Origin of the sequence: Lapillicoccus sp., from assembly GCF_025353065.1 — a bacterium.
In the GTDB taxonomy this organism is placed as follows: domain Bacteria; phylum Actinomycetota; class Actinomycetes; order Actinomycetales; family Dermatophilaceae; genus Lapillicoccus.
Map to the genome: position 1 here is coordinate 19,239 of NZ_JANXRJ010000223.1, position 21,305 is coordinate 40,543.

General features: G+C 70.7%; 20 protein-coding genes and 1 pseudogene. 11 read left to right on the top strand and 10 right to left on the bottom strand.

Going from position 1 to position 21,305, the window contains the following annotated elements; genetic code table 11:
- The first annotated feature begins 113 nt into the window (after positions 1-113).
- From Q0R63_RS16905 to Q0R63_RS16930, 6 genes are all read left to right on the top strand, one after another.
- Entirely contained in the window at positions 114-2,192 is a 2,079-nt protein-coding gene (locus Q0R63_RS16905) for a hypothetical protein (protein ID WP_295699830.1), read from the top strand.
- Positions 2,193-2,194: 2 nt separating this feature from the next.
- Positions 2,195-2,812: an RNA polymerase sigma factor SigM gene (sigM, locus tag Q0R63_RS16910; RefSeq protein WP_295699833.1), complete on the top strand. Its 618-nt coding sequence runs from the start codon at positions 2,195-2,197 to the stop codon at positions 2,810-2,812.
- A gap of 255 nt (positions 2,813-3,067) precedes the next feature.
- Complete coding sequence (locus Q0R63_RS16915) at positions 3,068-3,880, top strand: hypothetical protein (protein ID WP_295699836.1); 813 nt, start codon at positions 3,068-3,070, stop codon at positions 3,878-3,880.
- Between the two features lie 227 nt (positions 3,881-4,107).
- Complete coding sequence (gene trxB, locus Q0R63_RS16920; protein ID WP_295699839.1) at positions 4,108-5,142, top strand: thioredoxin-disulfide reductase; 1,035 nt, start codon at positions 4,108-4,110, stop codon at positions 5,140-5,142.
- Positions 5,143-5,216: 74 nt separating this feature from the next.
- Positions 5,217-5,549: a thioredoxin gene (trxA, locus tag Q0R63_RS16925; RefSeq protein ID WP_295699841.1), complete on the top strand. Its 333-nt coding sequence runs from the start codon at positions 5,217-5,219 to the stop codon at positions 5,547-5,549.
- A gap of 124 nt (positions 5,550-5,673) precedes the next feature.
- Positions 5,674-6,915 (top strand): N-acetylmuramoyl-L-alanine amidase, encoded by a 1,242-nt coding sequence (locus Q0R63_RS16930; protein ID WP_295699843.1) that lies wholly within the window; start codon positions 5,674-5,676, stop codon positions 6,913-6,915.
- On the opposite strand, the gene Q0R63_RS16935 is transcribed toward Q0R63_RS16930, so the two are convergent.
- The 10 genes from Q0R63_RS16935 to rpmH all read right to left on the bottom strand — a co-directional run bounded on the left by Q0R63_RS16935 (position 6,893) and on the right by rpmH (position 14,981).
- Positions 6,893-7,558, bottom strand: a complete 666-nt coding sequence (locus Q0R63_RS16935; RefSeq protein ID WP_295699845.1) for a GNAT family N-acetyltransferase — start codon at positions 7,556-7,558, stop codon at positions 6,893-6,895. The genes Q0R63_RS16930 and Q0R63_RS16935 overlap by 23 nt on opposite strands.
- A gap of 109 nt (positions 7,559-7,667) precedes the next feature.
- On the bottom strand, positions 7,668-8,528 hold the full coding sequence (locus Q0R63_RS16940) for a hypothetical protein (RefSeq protein WP_295699847.1): 861 nt from the start codon (positions 8,526-8,528) through the stop codon (positions 7,668-7,670).
- Between the two features lie 69 nt (positions 8,529-8,597).
- Positions 8,598-9,671: a ParB/RepB/Spo0J family partition protein gene (locus Q0R63_RS16945; RefSeq protein ID WP_295699849.1), complete on the bottom strand. Its 1,074-nt coding sequence runs from the start codon at positions 9,669-9,671 to the stop codon at positions 8,598-8,600.
- The gene (locus Q0R63_RS16950) at positions 9,664-11,031 is read right to left on the bottom strand and encodes an AAA family ATPase (protein ID WP_295699850.1); all 1,368 of its coding nucleotides are present in this window, start codon (positions 11,029-11,031) and stop codon (positions 9,664-9,666) included. Before Q0R63_RS16950 ends, Q0R63_RS16945 begins: the two co-directional genes overlap by 8 nt.
- Positions 11,032-11,242: 211 nt before the next feature.
- A complete protein-coding gene (gene rsmG / locus Q0R63_RS16955; protein ID WP_295699853.1) occupies positions 11,243-12,082 on the bottom strand; it encodes a 16S rRNA (guanine(527)-N(7))-methyltransferase RsmG in 840 nt (279 codons plus the stop codon).
- A gap of 28 nt (positions 12,083-12,110) precedes the next feature.
- Complete coding sequence (locus Q0R63_RS16960) at positions 12,111-12,713, bottom strand: R3H domain-containing nucleic acid-binding protein (protein ID WP_295699894.1); 603 nt, start codon at positions 12,711-12,713, stop codon at positions 12,111-12,113.
- 297 nt (positions 12,714-13,010) lie between these two features.
- Positions 13,011-14,051, bottom strand: coding sequence for a membrane protein insertase YidC (yidC, locus tag Q0R63_RS16965; RefSeq protein ID WP_295699856.1), 1,041 nt, complete (start codon positions 14,049-14,051; stop codon positions 13,011-13,013).
- 81 nt (positions 14,052-14,132) lie between these two features.
- Positions 14,133-14,462 carry a membrane protein insertion efficiency factor YidD gene (gene yidD / locus Q0R63_RS16970; protein ID WP_295699858.1) on the bottom strand — a complete coding sequence of 110 codons (330 nt, stop codon included), beginning with the start codon at positions 14,460-14,462 and terminating at the stop codon, positions 14,133-14,135.
- A 14-nt stretch (positions 14,463-14,476) separates the two neighbouring features.
- Positions 14,477-14,833, bottom strand: coding sequence for a ribonuclease P protein component (gene rnpA, locus Q0R63_RS16975; protein ID WP_295699860.1), 357 nt, complete (start codon positions 14,831-14,833; stop codon positions 14,477-14,479).
- Between the two features lie 10 nt (positions 14,834-14,843).
- A complete protein-coding gene (gene rpmH, locus Q0R63_RS16980) occupies positions 14,844-14,981 on the bottom strand; it encodes a 50S ribosomal protein L34 (RefSeq protein WP_140739978.1) in 138 nt (45 codons plus the stop codon).
- A 527-nt stretch (positions 14,982-15,508) separates the two neighbouring features.
- On the opposite strand from rpmH, the gene dnaA reads away from it, so the two are divergent.
- The 5 genes and pseudogenes from dnaA (at position 15,509) to recF (ending at position 21,302) form a co-directional block, all read left to right on the top strand.
- Positions 15,509-17,047 (top strand): chromosomal replication initiator protein DnaA, encoded by a 1,539-nt coding sequence (gene dnaA, locus Q0R63_RS16985; RefSeq protein WP_295699866.1) that lies wholly within the window; start codon positions 15,509-15,511, stop codon positions 17,045-17,047.
- 437 nt (positions 17,048-17,484) lie between these two features.
- Positions 17,485-17,646 carry a hypothetical protein gene (locus tag Q0R63_RS16990; protein WP_295699868.1) on the top strand — a complete coding sequence of 54 codons (162 nt, stop codon included), beginning with the start codon at positions 17,485-17,487 and terminating at the stop codon, positions 17,644-17,646.
- Between the two features lie 97 nt (positions 17,647-17,743).
- Positions 17,744-18,877: a DNA polymerase III subunit beta gene (gene dnaN, locus Q0R63_RS16995; RefSeq protein WP_295699871.1), complete on the top strand. Its 1,134-nt coding sequence runs from the start codon at positions 17,744-17,746 to the stop codon at positions 18,875-18,877.
- Positions 18,878-18,934: 57 nt separating this feature from the next.
- Positions 18,935-20,059, top strand: a pseudogene (gene gnd, locus Q0R63_RS17000) (phosphogluconate dehydrogenase (NAD(+)-dependent, decarboxylating)); the annotation flags it as partial.
- Between the two features lie 52 nt (positions 20,060-20,111).
- Positions 20,112-21,302, top strand: coding sequence for a DNA replication/repair protein RecF (gene recF / locus Q0R63_RS17005; RefSeq protein ID WP_366521162.1), 1,191 nt, complete (start codon positions 20,112-20,114; stop codon positions 21,300-21,302).
- Positions 21,303-21,305 lie beyond the last annotated feature (3 nt).

The window sequence follows — 21,305 nt, forward strand, 5'->3', positions numbered from 1 at the left end:
CGACGTGCACTGACGGGCGAGTCGAGTGGCCGGGCCAGTTCGGGCCAGTTCGAGCCAGTCCCGGCCGAGGCGAGCCGATGCCAGCAGATTGCGAGGGGGTCACCGTGCAGGGCGTGGGTCCAGGGTCGCTCCTCGGCGGACGTTACCTCGTCGGACGCCGGGTCTCCGTCCAGCCGCGGTTCGAGCGGTGGACCGCCTCCGACCAGGCGCTCGAGCGCGAGGTCGTCGTCCTCTGCTTCCCGACCGACGGCCCCACCGCGGCGGCTGCCGTCGACTCCGCCCGCCGAGCGGCCGGCATCGAGGAGGCCCGGCTCGTGCGCGTGCTCGACGTCGGGGAGGGCGACGGGGTCTCCTTCGTCGTCGAGGAACCCCTGACCGGCGCCCGATCCCTCACCAGCCTCGTCACGACGGGGGGGCTCCCGTCCGAGGAGGCTCGTCGGCTCGTCGGCGAGGCCGCCTCGGCGCTGGAGACCGCGCGCATCCGCGGGCTGCACCACGGCGCGCTCGGCCCCCGGTCGGTGCTCGTCCTCGACGACGGTGCGATCAAGGTGCGCGGCCTGGCGACCGAGGCCGCGCTGCTCGGAGTCGACGAGACCGACAGCCGCACGGCCCTGCGGGCCGACGCGGTCGCCCTCGTCGCCCTGACCTATGCCGCGCTGACCGGTCGCTGGCCCCTCACCCCGTCCGTCAGCGGCGCAGACCCCGGTCTGGCGTCCGCGCCCACCATCGGTAGCGGTGTCGCCCCCCCGGCCGAGCTCGCGTCAGGAGTCCCCGCCGACCTCGACACCCTAGCCAGGCTGACCTTCAACCACGACCAGGGGCCCCGGTCCCCCGGTGACCTCGCCGCCCAGCTCGCCCCCTGGTCCCCCACGGCGTATGCCGCCGTCCTGGCTCGGCCGTCGTCACCACCCGTCGACGAGGCCGGCCCGGCCGCGTCGACGGCCGGACCTGAGGTCCCCGCGGCTTCCGGCACCGGGGCAGGCACCCGAGCCGGTGCTCGCGGCCTCGCCCCGGCGACGGGTCCGCAGACAGCGGCGGTGCCGGCACCAGCGGCAACAGCCGCACCAGCGGCAACAGCGCCAACAGCGGCACCGGTGCGAAGCGGGTCTCGGAGTCGGACGGTGCTCGGTATGCCGGTCGCCGGGGCGGCCCTTCCGCCCACCCCCCTCGCGGCCACCTCGGCCGGGTCCCCGGCGTCGTCGACGTCGGTACCTCCCATCACGGCACCTCTCGCGGCGGCACCTGTTACCGCGGCTCCGACCTCCACGGCTCCGGTCGCCGCCGCGACCGCCGCGACCGCCGCCGCTGCCGAGGGCACCCGCCCGACGACGGTGCACCCCGACGGCGCCGACCTGGGCGAGGGTGACGCATGGGCCTGGGAGGCCGAGGCGGAGTTCGGCGAGCTCGACGACTCGGACGGTGCCGCCGGACGCCCCACGACCAACGGCACCGGGCCGATGCGGATCATCCACGACATGCGCCTCTCCGACACCCTGGAGGCCGGCGACGACGAGCCGCCCGTCCCCCTCGGGTCCGGCGGCGGTGCCCTCGGGCGCGACCAGTCGAAGATCGCGCTCCTCGTCGTCGCGCTCCTCGTCGTGGTGGCTGCGGTGATCGGCTTCACCAACCTCGCGCGGGGCGGCAGCACGGCGTCGTCCGCGCCGCCGTCGACGCCAGCCGTCACCAGCGCCGCGGCGAAGCCTTCCGTCGCGCCGACCACCGCACCCCCCAGCCCCACCCCGTCGGCCGCCCCGAGCAGCGACATCGCGATCACGAACGCCCAGGCCTGGGACCCGCAGGGTGACGGCCAGGAGGGCAACGCCTCTGCCCCCCGCGCCTACGACGGCAACCCCGCGACGGCGTGGCAGTCGCAGTCCTACGCGAGCGCGAACTTCGGCGGCTACGCCAAGTCGGGGATCGGCCTGGTCCTCGACCTCGGTCAGGAGACCGAGGTGCACCGCGTGATGACGACCCTGCGGGGCGGCGCCGACTTCACCGTCTACCTCGCCAACCGTCTCTCCCTCGACGGCGCGACCTCGATCGGGAGCTCGAGCGGGCAGAACGGCGACGTCACGCTCAACGCCTCGGGTGCCGGCGCCAAGGGCACCCTCGTCATCATCTGGTTCACGAAGCTCGCTCCCGACGGAGCCGGCATGTTCAGCGCCCAGGTCGCCGAAGTGAAGGTGAGCTGACCGTGCCCGGCCCCGACGAGGGACACGACCTCGCCGACCTCGCCGACCTCGCCGACCTCAGCGACCAGGAGCTCCTCAGCGCCCACTGCGCAGGCGACCCGGACGCCTTCGGCGAGATCTTCCGGAGGCACAAGGACCGGATGTGGGCCGTCGCGCTCCGCACCTGCGGTGACCGCGAGCTCGCCTCCGACTGTCTGCAGGACGCCTTCATCGCCGCCTTCCGGCGCGCCGACTCGTTCCGCGGCGAGGCTGCGGTGACGACGTGGCTGCACCGGATCGTCGTGAACGCCTGCTTGGACCGGCTCCGGCGCAGGAAGCCCACGTCGCAGCTGCCGGAGTACGAGCTCGCCGACCGCCACGACGAGCACGCCAGCACCGAGGTGGCGATCGACATCCGCAACGCCCTGGCGCAGCTGCCCGAGGGCCAGCGGATGGCGCTCGTCCTCGTCGACATGCAGGGCATGAGCGTCGCCGAGGCCGCGGCGATCCTGGAGGTCGCCGAGGGCACCATCAAGTCACGCTGCGCCCGTGGCCGGTCGGCCATGGCCGAGATCCTCGGCCTGCGGACCTCGAGCGAGGCGTCCTCCCGCCACCGGACGGCGGCGGACCCCTCCGGCTGACGCGCACGGCGGAGGACGTGGGCCCACCGGGCGCACCTGCACCAAGATCGAGCCACAAGATCGAGCCGCACGCGCAGGGAACCAGCCGGGGTCGACGCGACGTCAGAGTGCCGGATGCGTCCTGCCCGACGCGCACTGCGGCGTTCCCGCACCACCGCACCCGCACCACCGCACCCGCACCACCGCCCCATCTATGCCGACCGCCCCACGGCACGGCGCCCCTCCCCGTGGCCGGAACGCTCGAAGGAACCACGCATGGACACGCCACCCCCACCGGACGAACCGGGTCGCGACGACCTCGGCGACGCCAGAGTGCGTGACCTGCTCTCCACCCTCGGCGCCCGGGACCTCGCGCCCTTCACCGACGGCATACCGGCCGACGTCGACGCCCGCATCACCGCCGGCCTCGAGGCCGAGAGCACAGCCCGCGAGCGCGCCGGCCAGGACCTGCTCACCACCCTCCCCGCACCCGGCCCCATGCCCGCTGACGTCGTCGAGCGCATCACCGCAGCGCTACACGCCGAGCAGGAGATTCGCGCCGTCGCTGCGCCGGAGAACGTCGCTGCGGCCGAGACCCTCGAGGGGGGCTCGGTCGTGCCCCTGTTCCGTCCGCTGAGGGAGGGCCGGCGCCGGTGGACGACCGTGCTCGCCGCCGCGGCAGCCGTCGCCGCCGTGGGGGTGGTCGGCACCGTCGTCGTCCGAACGGTGTCCGGTGACCGGTCCACCGGCGGCACCCCGGCCCGGATCCACGTGCAGGTGTCGGGCGCGAGCTATCAGCAGGACCGGCTCGGCCTCCAGGCCCGCGACCTGCTCACCGCCCCCGGGGCGACCCTCACGACCGGCACGGCCTCCGGGCCGCTCGCCACCACCTCCGGGATCCGCTCCTGCCTCACCGGCCTGGGGGTCAAGGACCCCAGCGCGGTCTCCGTCGACCTGGCCTCCTACGAGGGCACCCCGGCGGCGATCCTCGTGGTCACGACGCCCGACTCCACGACGGCGTATGCCGTGGGCCGCGACTGCTCCGCCGCCCGGGCCCACGTGCTCGAGGGCGGCGTCACCGTCCCCTGAGCGGGGCCGTCGTCCGGCGGGGCGGGGGAACAAAGGCGCGGTCGCACGGGTTGACGCATCAGCACCGGTATGTTGGGGTAGGTGGCTCAAGAAGCCACTACCTGTGGGATGGTTCCTCGCACATCCACGCGAGCACGTCGCTCCGAATGTCCGGTACGACAACTGCGTCGGCACATCGCGACGCCCAGATTGACCCGACACCACAGACACCTCGAGGGGCTGACTTCGTGAGCACCGACGTGCGCAACGTCATCATCATCGGATCCGGACCGGCAGGCTACACCGCCGCCGTGTACGCCGCCCGGGCGAACCTGCACCCGCTGCTGATCGAGGGCAGCGTCACCGCGGGTGGCGCCCTGATGAACACCACCGAGGTGGAGAACTTCCCCGGCTTCCGCGACGGCATCATGGGCCCGCAGCTGATGGAGGACATGCGCGCCCAGGCCGTCCGGTTCGGCGCTGAGCTGATCACCGACGACGTCGCCTCGATCGACCTCTCCGGAGACGTCAAGTCCGTCACCACCGGTGACAGCGGCACCTTCGCGGCGCGCACGGTCATCCTCGCGATGGGTTCGGCCTACCGTGAGCTCGGTCTGCCCGACGAGAAGCGCCTGTCGGGGCACGGGGTCTCCTGGTGCGCCACCTGTGACGGCTTCTTCTTCCGCGACCAGGACATCGCCGTGGTCGGCGGCGGCGACTCCGCCGTCGAGGAGGCCACCTTCCTCACCAAGTTCGCCCGTTCGGTGACGATCATCCACCGCCGCGGCGAGCTGCGCGCCTCGAAGATCATGGTCGACCGCGCCCGGGCCAACGACAAGATCCGCTTCGCCTGGAACTCCGCCGTCTCGGCGATCCACGGCGAGGCCAAGGTCAGCGGCGTCACGCTCGAGGACACCGTCACCGGCGAGAGCCGCGAGCTGCCGGTCACCGGCCTCTTCGTCGCCATCGGGCACGACCCCCGCAACGAGCTCGTCCGCGAGCTCGTCGACCTCGACCCCGAGGGGTATGTCGTCACCGGCGCGCAGGTCGCTCCCGAGTCGCACGCCGCCACGACCACCCGCATCCCCGGCGTCTTCGCCTGCGGCGACCTCGTCGACCACACCTACCGGCAGGCCATCACCGCCGCCGGCTCCGGCTGCCAGGCCGCGCTCGACGCCGAGCGCTACCTCGCCGCCCTCGAGGACGCCGAGCTGGCGGAGCACCCCGACGGCGCGTCCGAGGGCACCCACCCCAGCCTGTCGGCGGCCGGCTCTACCGTCTGACGTATGCCGGTCCCACCCGTCGGGGGGCACGACACCCCCTGCCTCCCCCTGCTTCACCCAATGGAAGGACCCTCATGGGAATCAACACCAAGGACACCACCGACGCCACGTTCGAGGCTGACGTCCTCAAGAACGGCAAGCCGGTGCTCGTCGACTTCTGGGCCGAGTGGTGCGGCCCCTGCAAGGCCGTCGCCCCGGTCCTCGAGGAGATCGCCGGCGCCCACGGCGGCAAGATCGAGGTCTACAAGCTCGACACCGATGCCAACCCCGGCATCACGACGCGCTATGGCGTCACGAGCATCCCGACGATGAACGTCTATGTGAACGGCGAGGTCGTCAAGACCCTCGTCGGCGCGCTGCCGAAGCCCAAGCTGCTGCGCGAGCTGGCCGACTACATCTCCGAGTGACCCGACGGCGTGTCGCCTGACGACGCGCGGTGGCGCCGACCGCACCCGGTTGGCGCCATCCGCGTGTCCGGGCGGCTATCGTGCCCAGAGCGCATCATGCACGGCAAACGGTGAAGGGGATGGCGTGACCGACCAGGCACGAGGGATCACCCGTCGTCCTGACGACGCCCGGCCCGCGCAGCTCGGCCGTCGGAACCACGGTGCCGCTCTCTCCGTGCTGCGGGACCAGCTGCGCGCCACGGGCGACCTCCCTGCCGTCGACGACCCACCACAGCAGGCCGGTCCGGGAGGCAGCCACGAGGTCGACGAGGTGTCCGGCGAGGTCTCTGACGACGTCGTCGACCGGGCGGTGCGTGCGTTCCAGCAGCGCAGGGGCCTGATCGTGGACGGTCGGGTGGGTCCCCAGACCGCGACCGCCCTGGAGGCAGCCCGGTGGCACCTCGGCGACCGGCTGCTCCAGTTCACGCCCGGGCACCTGCTCCGGGGCGACGACGTCGCGCAGCTGCAGGAACGCCTGCTGACCCTCGGGTTCAGCCCCGGCCGGGTGGACAGCCTCTTCGGTCCGGACACCGACCACGCCGTCCGAGCCTTCCAGCGCGGCTGCGGGCTGCCCGCGGACGGGTCGGTCGGTCCGGCCACCCTGCGGGCGTTCGAGGGACTGCGTCGGTCGGTCTCGGGCGGCGCCCCGCACTCGCTGCGCGAGCGCGAGAGCATCCGCCGGTCGGGCCACAGCCTCGCCGGCCGCACCATCGTCATCGATCCCGGGCACGGCGGCGACGACCTCGGGGCACTGGCCCACGGGGTCGTCGAGGCCGAGGTGGTGCTCGATCTCGCCCGGCGGATCGAGGGCCGACTGAGCGCCCACGGGGTCGCCGTCGTACTCAGCCGCGGCCAGCACACGGCCGGCGGGGACGACGAGGACCGGGCGCGGTTCGCCAACGACTGCGGCGCCGACCTGGTGCTCTCCCTGCACTGCGACCTCGCCGACCACGCCGAGGCCAGCGGCTTCGCGACCTTCTTCTACGGCGAGGACCGCTTCGGCATCTGGTCGGTCATCGGCGAACGGCTCGCCGACCTCATCCAACGCGAGGCCGTCGCCCGCACCGGGCTCGTGGACTGCCGCAGCCACGCCCGGTCCTGGACCCTGCTGCAGCACACCAGGATGCCCACCGTCGTCATCGAGGCGGGCTACCTCAGCCACCCCGGCGACGCGGCCCGGCTGCGCGACCAGACCTTCCGGGACGACATCGCCGAGGCCGTCGTCGTGGCGATCCAGCGGATGTATCTCGGCGACGAGGACATGGGAGGCACCGGTCTGCTGCACCTCGGTGAGCTCCGCAAGTTCATGGAGTCGCTGGCGGGCTGACCTCGGTAGCCAGGGGCGCGTCGAGGTGCGCCGCGCCCACCGGCTGGGGCGCCCCGAGACCGCGCACCGGGGCGAAGAGGCGCTCGACGGCCTGCTCGACCTCGGAACGCCACCGCAGGACGGTGCGCAGGTCCAGCCGCATCCGGGGGTATGCCGGGTGGTCCCGTGCCGTCTGGAAGCCCACCGACCGCAGGAAGTCGCTCGGCAGGACGCAGTCGCGGGCCGGTCCGGACGAGCCGTAGGCCTCGAGCGCGCGCACCCCGCGCCGCAGGGCGTCCTTGGCCGCCGCCTGGACCAGGACCCTGCCGAGGCCCTGACCGGCATACCGGGGATCGATGCGGGCGGTCATCAGGACCACCGAGTCGGAGCTGACCGGCGAGGTCGGGAACGCGATCGCGCGGGGCACGTGGTGCGCCGGGGCGAACGTGAGGTAGCCGGCCGGGACGCCGTCGACGTAGGCGACCCGGCCGGGGCTGCCCCAGTCCAGCAGGGTGGTGGTGAGCCATCCCTTCTTGTCCTCGCTGGGGCACGGACGGCCCCGGGTGCTGGCCGCGGGGGTGAGCTCCCAGAACACGCACTGGACACAGGTGCTGGGCAGGTCCGACAGCCGGTCCAGCGTCAGGGGGAGGATCTCGCGTCCCACGACGACTCCCTTCGAGATCGGGTCCGACGATACGGGTTGCCGTCATTGTCCCCCACGACCGGTGGGTCGCACCCCCTGCCGGACGATCGCCGACGGTCAGGGGGGCTCGTCAGCAGTCGACCTTCAGGTAGAAGGCGGCGTCGGCCGGGAGGGAGGTCCCCCCGCTGGTCATCGTCCACATGTACACCGTGATGACGTTGCCACTGAAGGTATTGGCTTCCCCGTAGAGGTTGTGCCCGCCGAAGGCGTTGACGATCGGGACGCAGGTACTGACGTCGGAGTCGACGGTGACGGTGTAGGTGCCGGGACCGGTGTGCACGGTGGAGAGGATCCGGGAGGTGCCGAAGGACTGGACGCCGCTCTGCAGCCAGGCGCCCGAGATCTGCGGGATGTCATAGCCCGTCACGTCGATGATCAGGTGGGTGGTGGAGCCGTGCGAGACCACCGTCAGCGGCGTCTCGGCACTAGCGGCCGCGGTGGCGAGCGCAAGAGTCGGATTCACCGTCGTGGTGACGTTGGCGTGGCTGGTCATGAAGTTGGTCCCCGGCTCGGCGGACCCGGTGGGATAGCCGGTGAGGTAGCCGTCCGTCAGCGTGCCCACGGTGGTGACGTTGGTGGCGATCCCGGTGGCCGCTCCGGGCACCCCGCACCCGCCACCGGTGCCGCCCTGACCGACGAAGCCCGCCGTACCCGTGACGTAGAAGCTGCGCGCGGCGTTGCTCGCCATCACCCCACCGCCCCGCCTGGTGTCGACGATGCGGCAGGGGTTGATCGGCACGACGAGCGTCTCGGACCGCGCCGGGCCGGCCACCATCGAGGCGGCCTGATGACCGGGCCCGGCCGGAGCCCGGTGGGCGGCTGGGGTCGGGGGCGTGATCGTCATCGGCCCTGCCGACGCCGCGGTGAAGCCCAGCAGGACAGCGCTGGCGGTGAGCGCGGCGATCGCGCCAGTACGGATCCAACTCTTCATGGGTGTGTGTCTCTGACCGCGTTGTCGCGACAACATCGTCGGCACGCCCGAGTTCGGGAGGCTGTGCCGCTACGCGCCTGCCGGGATGCCGAGGATGGCCACGATCCGGTTGAGGTCCTCCACCGAGGCGAACTCCACCGTCAGTCGCCCCTTGCGCTGACCGAGGGCCAGGGTCACCCGGGTGTCGAGATGATCCGAGAGTCGAGTCGCGAGATCATCGAGCTGGGGCCGCCGCCCACCCGCCCTCGGCTTGCGGACCTTGGGAGCCGCATCGCCCCCCATGGCGACGATCTCCTCGACGCTTCGCACCGACAGACCCTCGGCGACGATCCGTTGAGCGAGCCGCTCCATGGCTGCCGGGTCCTCGAGCCCGAGCAAAGCGCGCGCATGCCCGGCACTGAGGACACCGGCCGCCAGTCGGCGGGCAACGAGTGGGGGCAGCCGCAGCAGGCGAAGGGTGTTGGAGATCTGGGGTCGGGAGCGACCGATGCGCGCGGCGAGCTCCTCGTGGGAGCACCCGAAGTCGTCCAGGAGCTGCTGGTAGGCCGCGGCCTCCTCGAGCGCGTTGAGCTGGCTGCGGTGCAGGTTCTCCAGGAGAGCGTCCCGCAGGAGATCGTCGTCCTTGGTGTCCTTGACGATCGCCGGGACGAGATCGAGACCTGCGGCCGCACTCGCGCGCCAGCGGCGCTCCCCCATGATCAGCTCGAAGTCGATGCCGTCGGGCACATCCGTGCGATCGGTGATCTCGCGCACGACGATGGGCTGGAGCACGCCGATCTCGGCGATCGAGTGCACGAGCTCGGCCATCTCGTCCTCGTCGAAGACGGTCCTGGGCTGCCGGGGGTTGGGCCGGATGCTCGTCACGGGGAGCTCGGCGAAGCGGGCACCGGGCACGGGGGCCAGGTCCCGCTGCACCTCCCGGGCCGAGTCGTCCCGGGTGGCCGACCCGTCTGTCGATTCCCTGCTCACGTCCGGACCAGCCCCCGGACTGCGGCCGATCCCGGTGGTGTCAGCGGGGTTCGACGACCCGGTAGTCCGATCCGCATCCCGGAAGAAGACGTCGGAGGGTCGCACGGTGTCGCTGGTGGTCGTGGGGATGAGGGCTCCCAGCCCTCGTCCGAGGGCTCGTCGTCGCTCAGCCATGCTGCACTCCTTCGGGGTCCCGACTGGTTGCGCTGGTCCTGGTGGAGGCAGCGCCGGTGGTTGCCCGGGGGTCCGGGCCACGTTCGCCAGCTCCCGAGGGCGGCGTCCCCGGTGCGGCTCCGCGGGCCGCGATCTCGCCGGCCGCCTCGAGATAGGCGAGTGCCCCACTGCTCATCGGGTCGTAGGTCATGACCGTCTCACCGAAGCTCGGAGCCTCGGAGACACGCACCGACCGGGGGACTGTGGTCGGAAGGACCTGGTCGGGGAAGTGGGTCCGCACCTCCTCCGCGACCTGGGACGACAACCGGGTCCGACCGTCATACATCGTCAGCAGGATCGTCGAGACGTGGAGAGCGGGGTTGAGGTGGTGGCGCACGAGCTCGATGTTCTTCAGCAGCTGCGACAGTCCCTCCAGGGCGTAGTACTCGCACTGGATCGGGATGAACACCTCCGCCGCGGCGACGAAGGCGTTCACCGTCAACAGACCCAGGCTCGGCGGGCAGTCGATGAGGACGTAGTCCACCGCGTTGCTCTCGAGATAGGTCGCCACAGCCCTGCGCAGCCGGGTCTCGCGGGCCACGAGCGAGACCAGCTCGATCTCCGCACCGGCGAGGTCGATCGTCGCGGGGACACAGAGCAGGCCCGGGACCGTGGGGCAGGGCGAGACGACATCGGCGAGCGGCACGTCGTCGATCAGGACGTCGTAGATCCCCATGACCTCGGCGTGGTGCGCGATCCCGAGTGCTGTGCTCGCATTCCCCTGGGGGTCGAGGTCGATGACGAGGACCGACAGACCGGCCTGCGCGAGGGCGGCGGCGACGTTGACCGTCGTCGTGGTCTTGCCCACCCCACCCTTCTGGTTCGCGACGGTGAGGACCCGGGTTTCAGCCGGCTTGGGGAACGTCCTGCCGGTCAGCACGATCCGGCGCTTGGTGTCGGTGGCCAGCGACTGGGCGAGCGGGGTGTCGGCGCCGACGTTCGGCAGGGTGTCGATCAGCTCGGCGTGGAGGTCGTCGTCGGAGAGCGGGGTGGCCGCATCGGTGTGGAGCGGTAATTCACGTGAAACCCCAGAACCCGGCTCCGATCCCGAGCGCGATGTTTCACGTGAAACACCAACCGGTTGAGCCAAGGTGGCTTCGATCTCGCGCTGCTCGGGTCCATCCGGCCGCACGGGCCAGCCCAAGGACCGCCCCACGACGCCAGCCAGATCAGTCGGCCACCCGAGACGGGCACCTGCACCCACCGGTGGGTGCAGCGCTCCACTCACGGACGCCACCCTCACGTCGGGTGTGGGGACGTCGAGGGTGACTTCATCCGGGGTGAGGTCGTCGGGCACCGTGGTGAGGTCGGGGTGGGTCATGACGTGAACCTCATCAGCAAAATCGTGGGTCGTGGTCCGGTCGTGCGCATCGGCCGATCGAGGCTGTCCAACAGGTCCGGCGCATCGAGTGGGTCAAGATCGGGCAGATCGAGGCCGGTCGAAGTGAGCAGCACCAGTGGGTCGTGCCGGGCACCACACCCCGGACGCTATCCAATCACAGCGGCGGCGACCCGACCCGCCGTCGGTGGCCTCAGCTCCCCTCGTCCGAGGCTGCTCCGGCCTCTGGTCGTGCCCCCTTCTGCTCCGAACGACCGGCTTCCGGCCCGGCGGCCCGGCGGTCCGGCGTCTGCCGACGTCTGGTCGACCCTCGTGACGTCGACAGGTTCCCCGGCGTCGAGTGTCCTCGCGGTCGGGCCGACGAGGACGGGATGTCGGGCGCCCGGTCGACAGCCACTACGACAGCGGTGGTGGGTACTTCGAGAAGGTCTTCACCGTAGGTGGCGATGCTGACCTGTGCGCCCCCTGCCGAGAGGAGGATGTCTCCGTCCTCCTCGACCTCGAGCCGGGCGCTGGCTCCCTTCATCGCCACCAGGCGACCGCCCGCCTCGAGCAGGGGGAGGCACCACCCGGACAGGGCGCCGATGCGGGCCACCGCCCGAGCGGTCACCGCCGGGAAGCGTCGGACTCCCCAGAGGCTCTCCGCCCGGCCCTCGTGCACCGTGACGTTGTCCAGCTCCAACCGTTCGACGGTGGACTGCAGCCACACGACCCGTCGGTGGAGGGGCTCGACGAGGACGAGCTGCAGGTCGGGGCGGACGATGCCGAGGACGATGCCGGGCAACCCGGCGCCGGAGCCGATGTCGGCCACGATCGCCTGGAAGGGGAAGGCCGACTGGAGGACGGCACAGCCGAGCACATGCCGGTCCCACAGCCGGGGAGCCTCCCGCGGCCCGATGAGGCCGTGGCTGATGCCGGTGTCAGCCAGCTCGGCCACATAACGTTCCGCGAGCCCGAGACGATCCCCGAAGATCGCCAGCGCGACCTCCGGGGTCGGCGGGAGGGGAGAGGACGAGACCTCCGGATGTTTCACGTGAAACGAGACCCCAGGATCGGGCGGGTCAGGTGGGGATGATGACGATGTGCCGGTGCGGCTCGACACCCTCGGACTCCGAGTCCAGCCCGGCCGAGGCGACCTCGTCGTGCACGACCTTGCGCTCGAACGCGGTCATGTCGTCGAGCGACTTGCGCTCGCCACTCTCCTTGACCTGGGCGATGGCCGCCTGCGCGAGGCCGACCAGAACGGTCCGGCGCTCTGCGCGATGACCGGCCACGTCGAGCATCAGCCGGCTCCGCTCGCCGGTCGCGGTCTGGACGGCCAGCCGGGTCAGCTCCTGCAGCGCCTCGAGCACCTTGCCCTGCTGCCCGACGAGGCGACGGGGCACGCGTCCCTCGTCGGAGTCGACGATCGACACGGCCGCACGGTCGCCGTCGATGTCGACCTCGATGTCGCCATCGAGATCGGCGATGTCGAGCAGGGTCTCCAGGAAGTCAGCGGCCACCTCACCCTCGCGCTCGAGCTGGGCGACTCGACCACCACGGCGGCGACCGGTGGTCCCGTCAGGATTCGCGCCCTCAGCCTCATCGCCGTCAGCATCGTCAGCATCGTCAGCATCGTCTTGGTCGGCGGCGTTGGCGTCGTGGTCGCCATCACCGTGCGTCACCCCGCCAGCCTCGAGGCCGTCGTACTGCGCCGCGGGTGTTCCCTCGTCGTGCGGCATACCGCGGTCCCCGTCCTCCGCCTGGCCGGCGGCCTGCCCGTGGTCATGGCTGCCGGAGACGTCGTCCTCCAGGGCGGTGGGGTCGGAGTCGATGTGCGTTTCGGTCATGGTCACTCCTGATGGGTACGTCGGGGCCGGTGATCTAGGATCACGCGCCCCGGTCATATCGTGGATCGGTTCGTGGGCAGGAGGTCGAGTCGGGGCCAGTCAGGACCGTGGGCCCTCGACCCGGCGACGCTCCTAGATGCCGGGGGTGTCCTGCGGCGTTCCGGGTGCGCCGGCCTCACCCGGACGCGGAGGTCGCTGGGCCTTGCCGCGCTTCTTGCTCTTGGGCTGCTGGCGCTGTCCGGTGATCACCTTCGGGGGCTCGACCGCCTCGGCGACCGTGTCCTGGATCCGGTTCTCGAGACCCTTGAGCTGGAGCTTCTTGACTTCCTTGCCCCGGCGCTTCTGGCGCTCCTCGTACTCACGCTCGGCCGCCGAGCCCGGCGCCGGCAGGCGACGGATGACGTAGAACTGCTGCCCCATCGACCACACGTTCGTGGTGAGCCAGTAGAGCAGGACACCGATCGGGAAGTTGACCCCCGAGATCATGAAGAAGAACGGCATCAGGTAGAGGATGATCTTCTGCTGCTTCATAAACGGGTTGTCCAGCGAGCTGTCGGGCATGTTCTTGCGCATCAGCTGGCGCTGCGTGGTGAAGGTCGTCAAGGACATCAGGATGATGAGGACGGCGGTGAGGATCTGGGTGTTGAGGTTGGGCGCGTTGAGGAAGTGGCTCGACAGCGGCGCACCGAAGAGCGATGACTTCTCGATCGTCCCGGCGATGGACCTGCTGATCGGGCCGACCTCGGCGTGGGTGCCCTGCGCGATGTGCGGGAGGTTGTTCAGCAGCTGGAAGAGCGCGAAGAAGAACGGCGACTGCAACAGGATCGGCAGACAGGACGAGAACGGGTTGGTGCCGGTGTCCTTGTAGAGCGCCATCGTCTCCTGCGTCAGCGCCTGACGGGAGTCCGGGTCGGTCTTGCCCTTGTACTTCGCCTGGATCTTCTGCATCTCGGGCTGGATGAGCTGCATCCGCCGCGAGGAGTGGATCTGTTTGACGAACAGCGGGATCAGGATGATCCGCACGATGATCGTCAGGCCGACGATCGACAGCGCCCAGCCCCACCCCGAGTCCTCGGGGATCCCGACCAGCGTGAAGAGCTTGTGCCAGGCCGTCATGATCCATGCCTCGCCCCACATGATGGGGGTGAGCAGGCCTACGAAGAAGTCGTACACGGTCGTCCTTGCGTCAGGTGGTGCGAGGTGGTGCTGGTCGGGTGCTGGCGTGGCGGCATACCTGCGGCTTGCGGTGGCGTACTACTGATGGTGCACCCGTGCCCTCCGGCTCGTCACGCCCGGGTGACCACTCTCCGTGCTGTCGGCGCCATCAGGACGAACCGCGCGACCCGTGCCCCCTCTGAGAGGAACGTGGTCGACGCCACCGGGGTTCCACGGATGACACCGGGCGAGCCGGCGCAGGGTGAGCCAGCTGCCCCGCAGGGGACCGAAGCGTTCCAGGGCCGTCACGGCATACGACGAGCAGCAGGGATAGAACCGGCACGACGGGGGGGTCATCGGTGAGATGACCAGCTGGTAGAAGCGGATCGGCCAGATCAGGGGGAGCGCCAGCGCTCGGCGCAGGGTCATCGGACGCTCCGCGCTCATGACCGCCCCCGTAGTGCCTTGGGCAGCAGCCGGTCGAGCTCCGCCGAGAGCTCGGGGGTCGTCGCGGCCGACGAGGCGGGGTTGGCCCGCACCACGAGGTCGACCCCCGCCGGTATGCCGGGCACCCGCGCCGCCATCAGGTGACGCAGCACGCGCTTGGTCCGGTTGCGGACCACCGACCCACCCACTGCCTTGGAGACGACGAAACCGACTCGCGGCGGGAGTCCCGCTCGCGTGTCGGTCTGGTTGGCGTGCACGACGATCAGACGACCGCCCGAACGTGATCCACCGGGGCCCCGGACTGCCGACGTGAAATCTGCGCTGGTGCGCAGACGATGACGTGCCGGCAGCACGTCAGGGGCCTCAGGCGGACAGCTCGGTGCGGCCCTTGGCGCGGCGGGCGGATAGGATCGCGCGTCCGGCCCGGGTGCGCATCCGCAGACGGAAGCCGTGGGTCTTGGCCCGACGGCGGTTGTTGGGCTGGAAGGTGCGCTTGCTCACGAGATGTCTCCGATGGATCAGATGCTGTCAAGTTCGTCCGCCGCGCGGCGGTGGTGCGGGCGGCAGGGGGAAGTGGTTCCGGGCAGAGGAAGATGACCGGGATTCAGGCCCGCGCCACGATACGGGAGGGTCCGACGCACGGTCAAACCGACCGGACGATGCGAATCCCAGCATACCCCGTGACCGAGAACTTCCCAGTGTCGCAAGACAGCCCCCGACGACGGGTCCCGACACGCCGTGGGGGGTGTAATCTCCCCCAATGGCCGCTGGCACCGGCTTGAAGACCGACGTCCGACTTGTTACCGTCTGGCCTCGCGTCAGGTTCTACACAGGCTGTGGAAAAGTGTGTGGACAGGCGCGTTCATAGGGATCTGAGCGTCCGATCGGGTCGGATACGTGACGGTATGCGGGGCGTCAGGCGCCCCCGACAGACGTGCGGGCGGTCCTCGATCAGGTGTGCAGGCGTAGAACGTCGTGGGACCGAGCTGGGCCACGACGGATCGAGCACGACCGAGCGGGACGGTGAGATGGCGGACGGCGACTCGGGGCTGCACGACTACTCCACGGTCTGGTCGGACACCCTCCGCCACCTCGATGAGCAGGGCGTCCCCGCGATCCAGCGGGCCCACCTGCAGATGAGCCGCCTCGTGGGGCTGCTCGAGGGGGTCGCGCTCATCAAGGCGCCCAGCCTCTACACGAAGCAGGTCATCGAGAACGACCTCCAGGACCAGGTGCGACAGGTCCTCGCCGCGCGGCTCGACACCGACGTGCAGCTGTCGGTGTCGATCGACGACACGCTGCAGGACGAGTCCGGCCGGCTGGCGCTCGACGGCCGGCACCCCGACCAGCGGTCCGCCGACCCCTCGCCCTCCATCGGCGCCGACCTGCCGCATCTCGAGCACCGGCACCCGCGGGAGATCGACGGTGTCCGCCTGGTCGAGGACCTGCCGCGGCATGACGCACGCGGACTCGGCGACGGCCGGGGAGTCCACCAGAACGGCTCCTCCCCGAGCGCCCCGAGCGGCACCGAGCCGAAGACCCGCCTCAACGAGAAGTACATCTTCGAGACCTTCGTCATCGGCGCCAGCAACCGCTTTGCACACGCCGCCGCGATCGCTGTGGCGGAGGCGCCGGCCAAGGCCTACAACCCGCTCTTCATCTACGGCGACTCCGGCCTCGGCAAGACCCACCTGCTCCACGCCATCGGCCACTACGCCCGGACGCTGCTGCCGCACCTGCGGGTGCGCTACGTGAACTCCGAGGAGTTCACCAACGACTTCATCAACTCCATCCGCGACGACCGCACGAGCCGCTTCCAGAGCCTCTACCGGGACGTCGACGTGCTCCTCATCGACGACATCCAGTTCCTGGCAGGCAAGGTCCAGACGCAGGAGGAGTTCTTCCACACCTTCAACGCGCTGCACAACGCGAGCAAGCAGGTCGTCATCACGTCCGACCTGCCGCCCAAGCAGCTGAGCGGCTTCGAGGGCCGGCTGCGGTCACGGTTCGAGTGGGGCCTGATCACCGACGTGCAGCCCCCCGACCTCGAGACGCGGATCGCCATCCTGCGCAAGAAGGCCATCCACGAGAAGATGTCGGCCCCGGACGACGTCCTCGAGTTCATCGCCAGCCGCATCTCCACCAACATCCGCGAGCTCGAGGGCGCCCTCATCCGGGCAACGGCCTTCGCCAGCCTCAACAAGCAGCCCGTCACGCTCGACCTGGCCGAGATCGTGCTGCGCGACCTGATCCCCAACGAGGCCGCCAGCCAGATCACCGCCGGCCTGATCATGGCGCAGACCGCCGCCTACTACGCCCTGACGATCGACGACCTCTGCAGCGCCTCCCGCTCGCGCCAGCTGGTCACGGCGCGGCAGATCGCGATGTACCTGTGCCGCGAGCTGACCGACCTCTCGCTGCCCAAGATCGGGCAGCTCTTCGGCAACCGCGACCACACGACGGTCATGCACGCCGACCGCAAGATCCGTGAGCTGATGTCCGAGCGACGGGCGATCTACAACCAGGTCACCGAGCTCACCAACCGGATCAGGCAGCAGTCCCGCTGACCGCTCGCCCACCGTTGTCCACCGGTTGTTTCTATGCTTGTCCACACCATCTACCGGACAATGACGGCGAATACGCCCAGCGGGGAGGGCAGTTGGTGAGCGTTGTCCACCGCCTGTGGACAACAGTGTGGATGCCGGGTTGTGGACCAAGGTCCGATATGTGAGCGGTTGTCCCTCCTGACCACCCTGTCGGTATGCCGGGTCGATGCCGCCTCGATACCGCCTCGATACCGGGTCGCTGCCGCCTCGTCCCCAGGCCCCTGTGCGGTGGTGGTGGACAACCCCGCGATCGCTGTGGGCCGGTGGGACCGCGGTCGCCCGCTGCTGGGGACGATCGGCCGTCGTCCCCAGGGCCCCCCGCTTGTCCACCCCGTCGTCCCCAGTGCGTCCACATCCCCGATCCGGCGGCTGACCAGCGTAGACAGGCGGTTGTCCCCATGATCCACAGCACCTATGACGACGACGAGACCTCCATCATCATCATCCGCCCCGAGTACGAGACCCCTCCCGACCTGGAGCAGGAGCGTCCCTCCCGACGCTCTCCCCGGATCCGGATGCCGGGACAGGGCTGGTGGTGCCGCGTCACCTGCGGGCACTAGGGTGCGATTCCCTGATGACTGACCTCGGCCGGCCGCGACCGGCCAGGCCCGACCCATCACGGACCGATGACAGACCCAGACCAGAGGCGGGACCGACGTGAAGTTCAGGGTTGAGCGCGATGTGCTGGCGGAGGCCGTCACCTGGGTGGCCCGCGGCCTCCCGGCCCGGCCCCCCGTGCCGGTGCTCGCGGGCGTCCTCCTCGAGGCGAGCGACGAGGGCACCATCACCCTGTCGGCCTTCGACTACGAGGTCTCGGCCAAGGTCACCGTCGTCGCCGACGTCGCAGAGTCCGGCACCGTCCTGGTCCTCGGCCGGCTGCTCGCCGACATCTCGCGCAACCTGCCTGCCCGACCCATCGACGTGTCGTCCGAGGGCAACAAGCTCCAGCTGGTCTGCGGCAGCTCGCGATTCAGCCTGCTGATGATGCCCAGTGCCGACTACCCCAGCCTCCCGGTCGCACCCAACTCGAGCGGGGTGCTGCAGGGCGACGTCTTCACACAGGCCGTCGCCCAGGTCGCCATCGCGGCGGATAAGGGAGACACCCTGCCCATCCTCACCGGTGTGCGGATGGAGATCGAGGGCGACAAGATCACCCTGCTGGCCACCGACCGCTACCGCCTGGCGATGCGCGAGCTGACCTGGAAGCCCGCCTCCGCCGACGCCTCGCACCTGGCGCTGATCCCGGCCCGCACCCTCTCCGATACGGCCCGGGCGCTCGGCGCCAGCGGCTCGGTCGAGATGGCTCTCGGCGGCTCTGCGGGTGGCGACGGGTTGATCGGGTTCGAGGCGGGGCAGCGGCGCACGACGACGCGCCTCCTCGACGGGGAGTACCCCAAGGTCACCTCGATCTTCCCGACCAGCGTCGACACCGAGAGCGTCATCGAGACCTCCGAGCTCGTCGAGGCCGTCAAGCGGGTCGCGCTCGTCGCCGAGCGCAACACCCCGGTCCGGCTGCGGTTCAGCGAGGGGCAGGTGACCATCGAGGCCGGCACCGGCGACGACGCCCAGGCGTCCGAGGCGGTCGAGGCCGTCCTCACCGGACCTGAGATCGAGATCGCCTTCAACCCGCAGTTCCTGCTCGACGGGCTGGGTGCCGTCGGCACGGCATACTCCCGCCTGTCGTTCACCCAGCCCAGCCGGCCGGCGGTGCTCACCGGTCAGGCCGAAGCGGACGGTCAACCGGACGAGAGCTACCGGTATGTCCTGATGCCCGTCCGCTTCGCCAGCTGAGATCGGGCGTAATCTGAGCGCGCTCGTCCCCCCTGCACCGTCGTCGAAAGGCACCACACCATGCAGCTCGGTCTCATCGGTCTCGGCAAGATGGGCGGCAACATGCGAGAGCGGTTGCGTCGTGCCGGTCACGAGGTGGTCGGCTACGACCGCAACCCCGCCGTCTCCGACGCCCGGACGATGGCCGCGATGGTCAAGGCCCTCGACGCCCCGCGCGTCGTGTGGGTGATGGTGCCCTCGGGCGTCCCCACACGCGAGACGATCGCCAAGCTCGGCGACCTGATGGACAAGGGCGACCTGATCATCGACGGGGGCAACTCCCGCTTCACCGACGACATCGAGAACGCCAAGATGCTGAAGACCAAGGGCATCAACTACCTCGACTGCGGGGTGTCCGGCGGCATCTGGGGCCTGCAGAACGGCTACGGCCTGATGGTCGGCGGCGACAAGCGCTCGGTCGCCCGGGCGATGCCGATCTTCGACGTGCTCCGCCCGGAGGGTCCGCGCGACGAGGGCTTCGTGCACGCCGGCGAGGTCGGCGCCGGGCACTACACCAAGATGGTGCACAACGGCATCGAGTACGGGCTGATGGCCGCGTATGCCGAGGGGTTCGAGCTGCTGGAGAAGAAGGACATCGTCAAGGACGTCCCCGGCGCCTTCAAGGCCTGGAGCCGCGGCACGGTCGTGCGGTCCTGGCTGCTCGACCTGGCGGTCGAGGCCCTCGACGCCAACCCCACTCTCGAGGGGGTGTCCGACTACACGGTCGACTCCGGCGAGGGCAAGTGGACCGTCGAGGAGGCCATCGCGCTCGACGTGCCGATGCCCGTCATCTCCGCCTCGCTGTTCGCACGGTTCGCCACCCGCCAGAAGCTGTCGCCGACGATGCAGATGGTGTCGGCCTTGCGCGGGCAGTTCGGCGGCCACCAGGTGATGACGATCGCCGAGGGCCAGGCCCTGCGCGACGCCGGAGCCGCCGGCGACGCCGACCCGACGCTCGGCATGAAGGTCGAGGCGAAGAAGCGCGAGGCCTCGACCGGGATGGCCCGTACCGCGACGCACCACACGGCGACCAAGAAGGCCGCATCGAAGAAGGCGATCCCCGCCAAGAAGGCGGCCGCGAGCACGACGGCAGCGAGCACGACAGCGGCGAAGACGACGAAAAAGGCCGTCGCGAAGCCGTGATCCGGTGGTCGTGACGGACGAGGGGTGAAGGGGTGACGTGCACGTCCGGCACTTGAGCGTCGTCGACTTCCGCAGCTATCCCACGGCGGAGCTCGCGCTCGGGCCCGGCGTCACGACGCTCGTCGGCCTCAACGGACAGGGCAAGACCAACCTCGTCGAGGCGATCGGCTACCTCGCCACCCTCTCGAGCCACCGGGTCGCGAGCGACCAGCCGCTCGTCCGCTTCGGCACGAGCTCGGCGGTCATCCGCGGCACGATCGACCGAGCCGGCCGGGAGGTCCTGGTCGAGCTGGAGCTCAACCCCGGACGGGCCAACCGCGCCAAGGTGAACCGGTCGTCGGTCAGTCGCCCTCGCGACGTGCTCGGCTCGTTGCGGACGGTGCTGTTCGCGCCCGAGGACCTGTCCCTCGTCAAGGGCGAGCCCGCGGGGCGACGGGCCTTCCTCGACGACCTCCTCGTGCAGCGCCAGCCGCGCTGGGCCGGCGTCCGCTCCGACTACGACAAGATCCTCAAGCAGCGCAACGCCCTCCTGAAGTCGGCAGCACCGGTGCTGCGCAAGGGATCTCGTCGGCCCCGGTCGCTCGCACCGGGCGAGGCACCCGACGAGGCGAAGGCGTCGGCGCTGCAGACGCTCGGGGTCTGGGACAGCCACATCTCGGAGGTCGGCTCCCAGCTGCTCTACGCCCGGCTGCGGCTGCTGCGCGACCTGCGCCCGCACCTCACCGCGTCCTACGACGCCGTCAGCGCGAGCGTGTCCGGGGCCACGGCGCACTACCGCGCGAGCCTCGCCGAGGCACCGACCGCCCGGATCGCGGCCGGTGACGTGCCCGAGCAGGCGGAGCTGCGCGAGCTGCTGCTCGCCGCCTTCGCCGAGGTCCGCGACCAGGAGATCGAGCGCGGCGTCTCGCTCGTCGGGCCGCACCGGGACGACGTCGTGCTCACCCTGGGCGAGCTCCCGGCCAAGGGGTATGCCTCGCACGGCGAGTCGTGGTCCTTCGCGCTGGGACTCAAGCTCGCGGCATACCAGCTGCTGCGGAACGACCTCGGCGAGGACCCGGTCCTCATCCTCGACGACGTCTTCGCTGAGCTCGACAGCGGTCGCCGCGAGCGCCTCGCCGAGCTCGTCGCCGACTGCGAGCAGGTGCTGATCACCGCCGCGGTCGGGGCCGACGTGCCCGAGGCGCTGCGCACCACCGGCCGCACGTATGCCGTGTCGCTCGGCGAGGTGCGCGATGTCGCCTAGGGC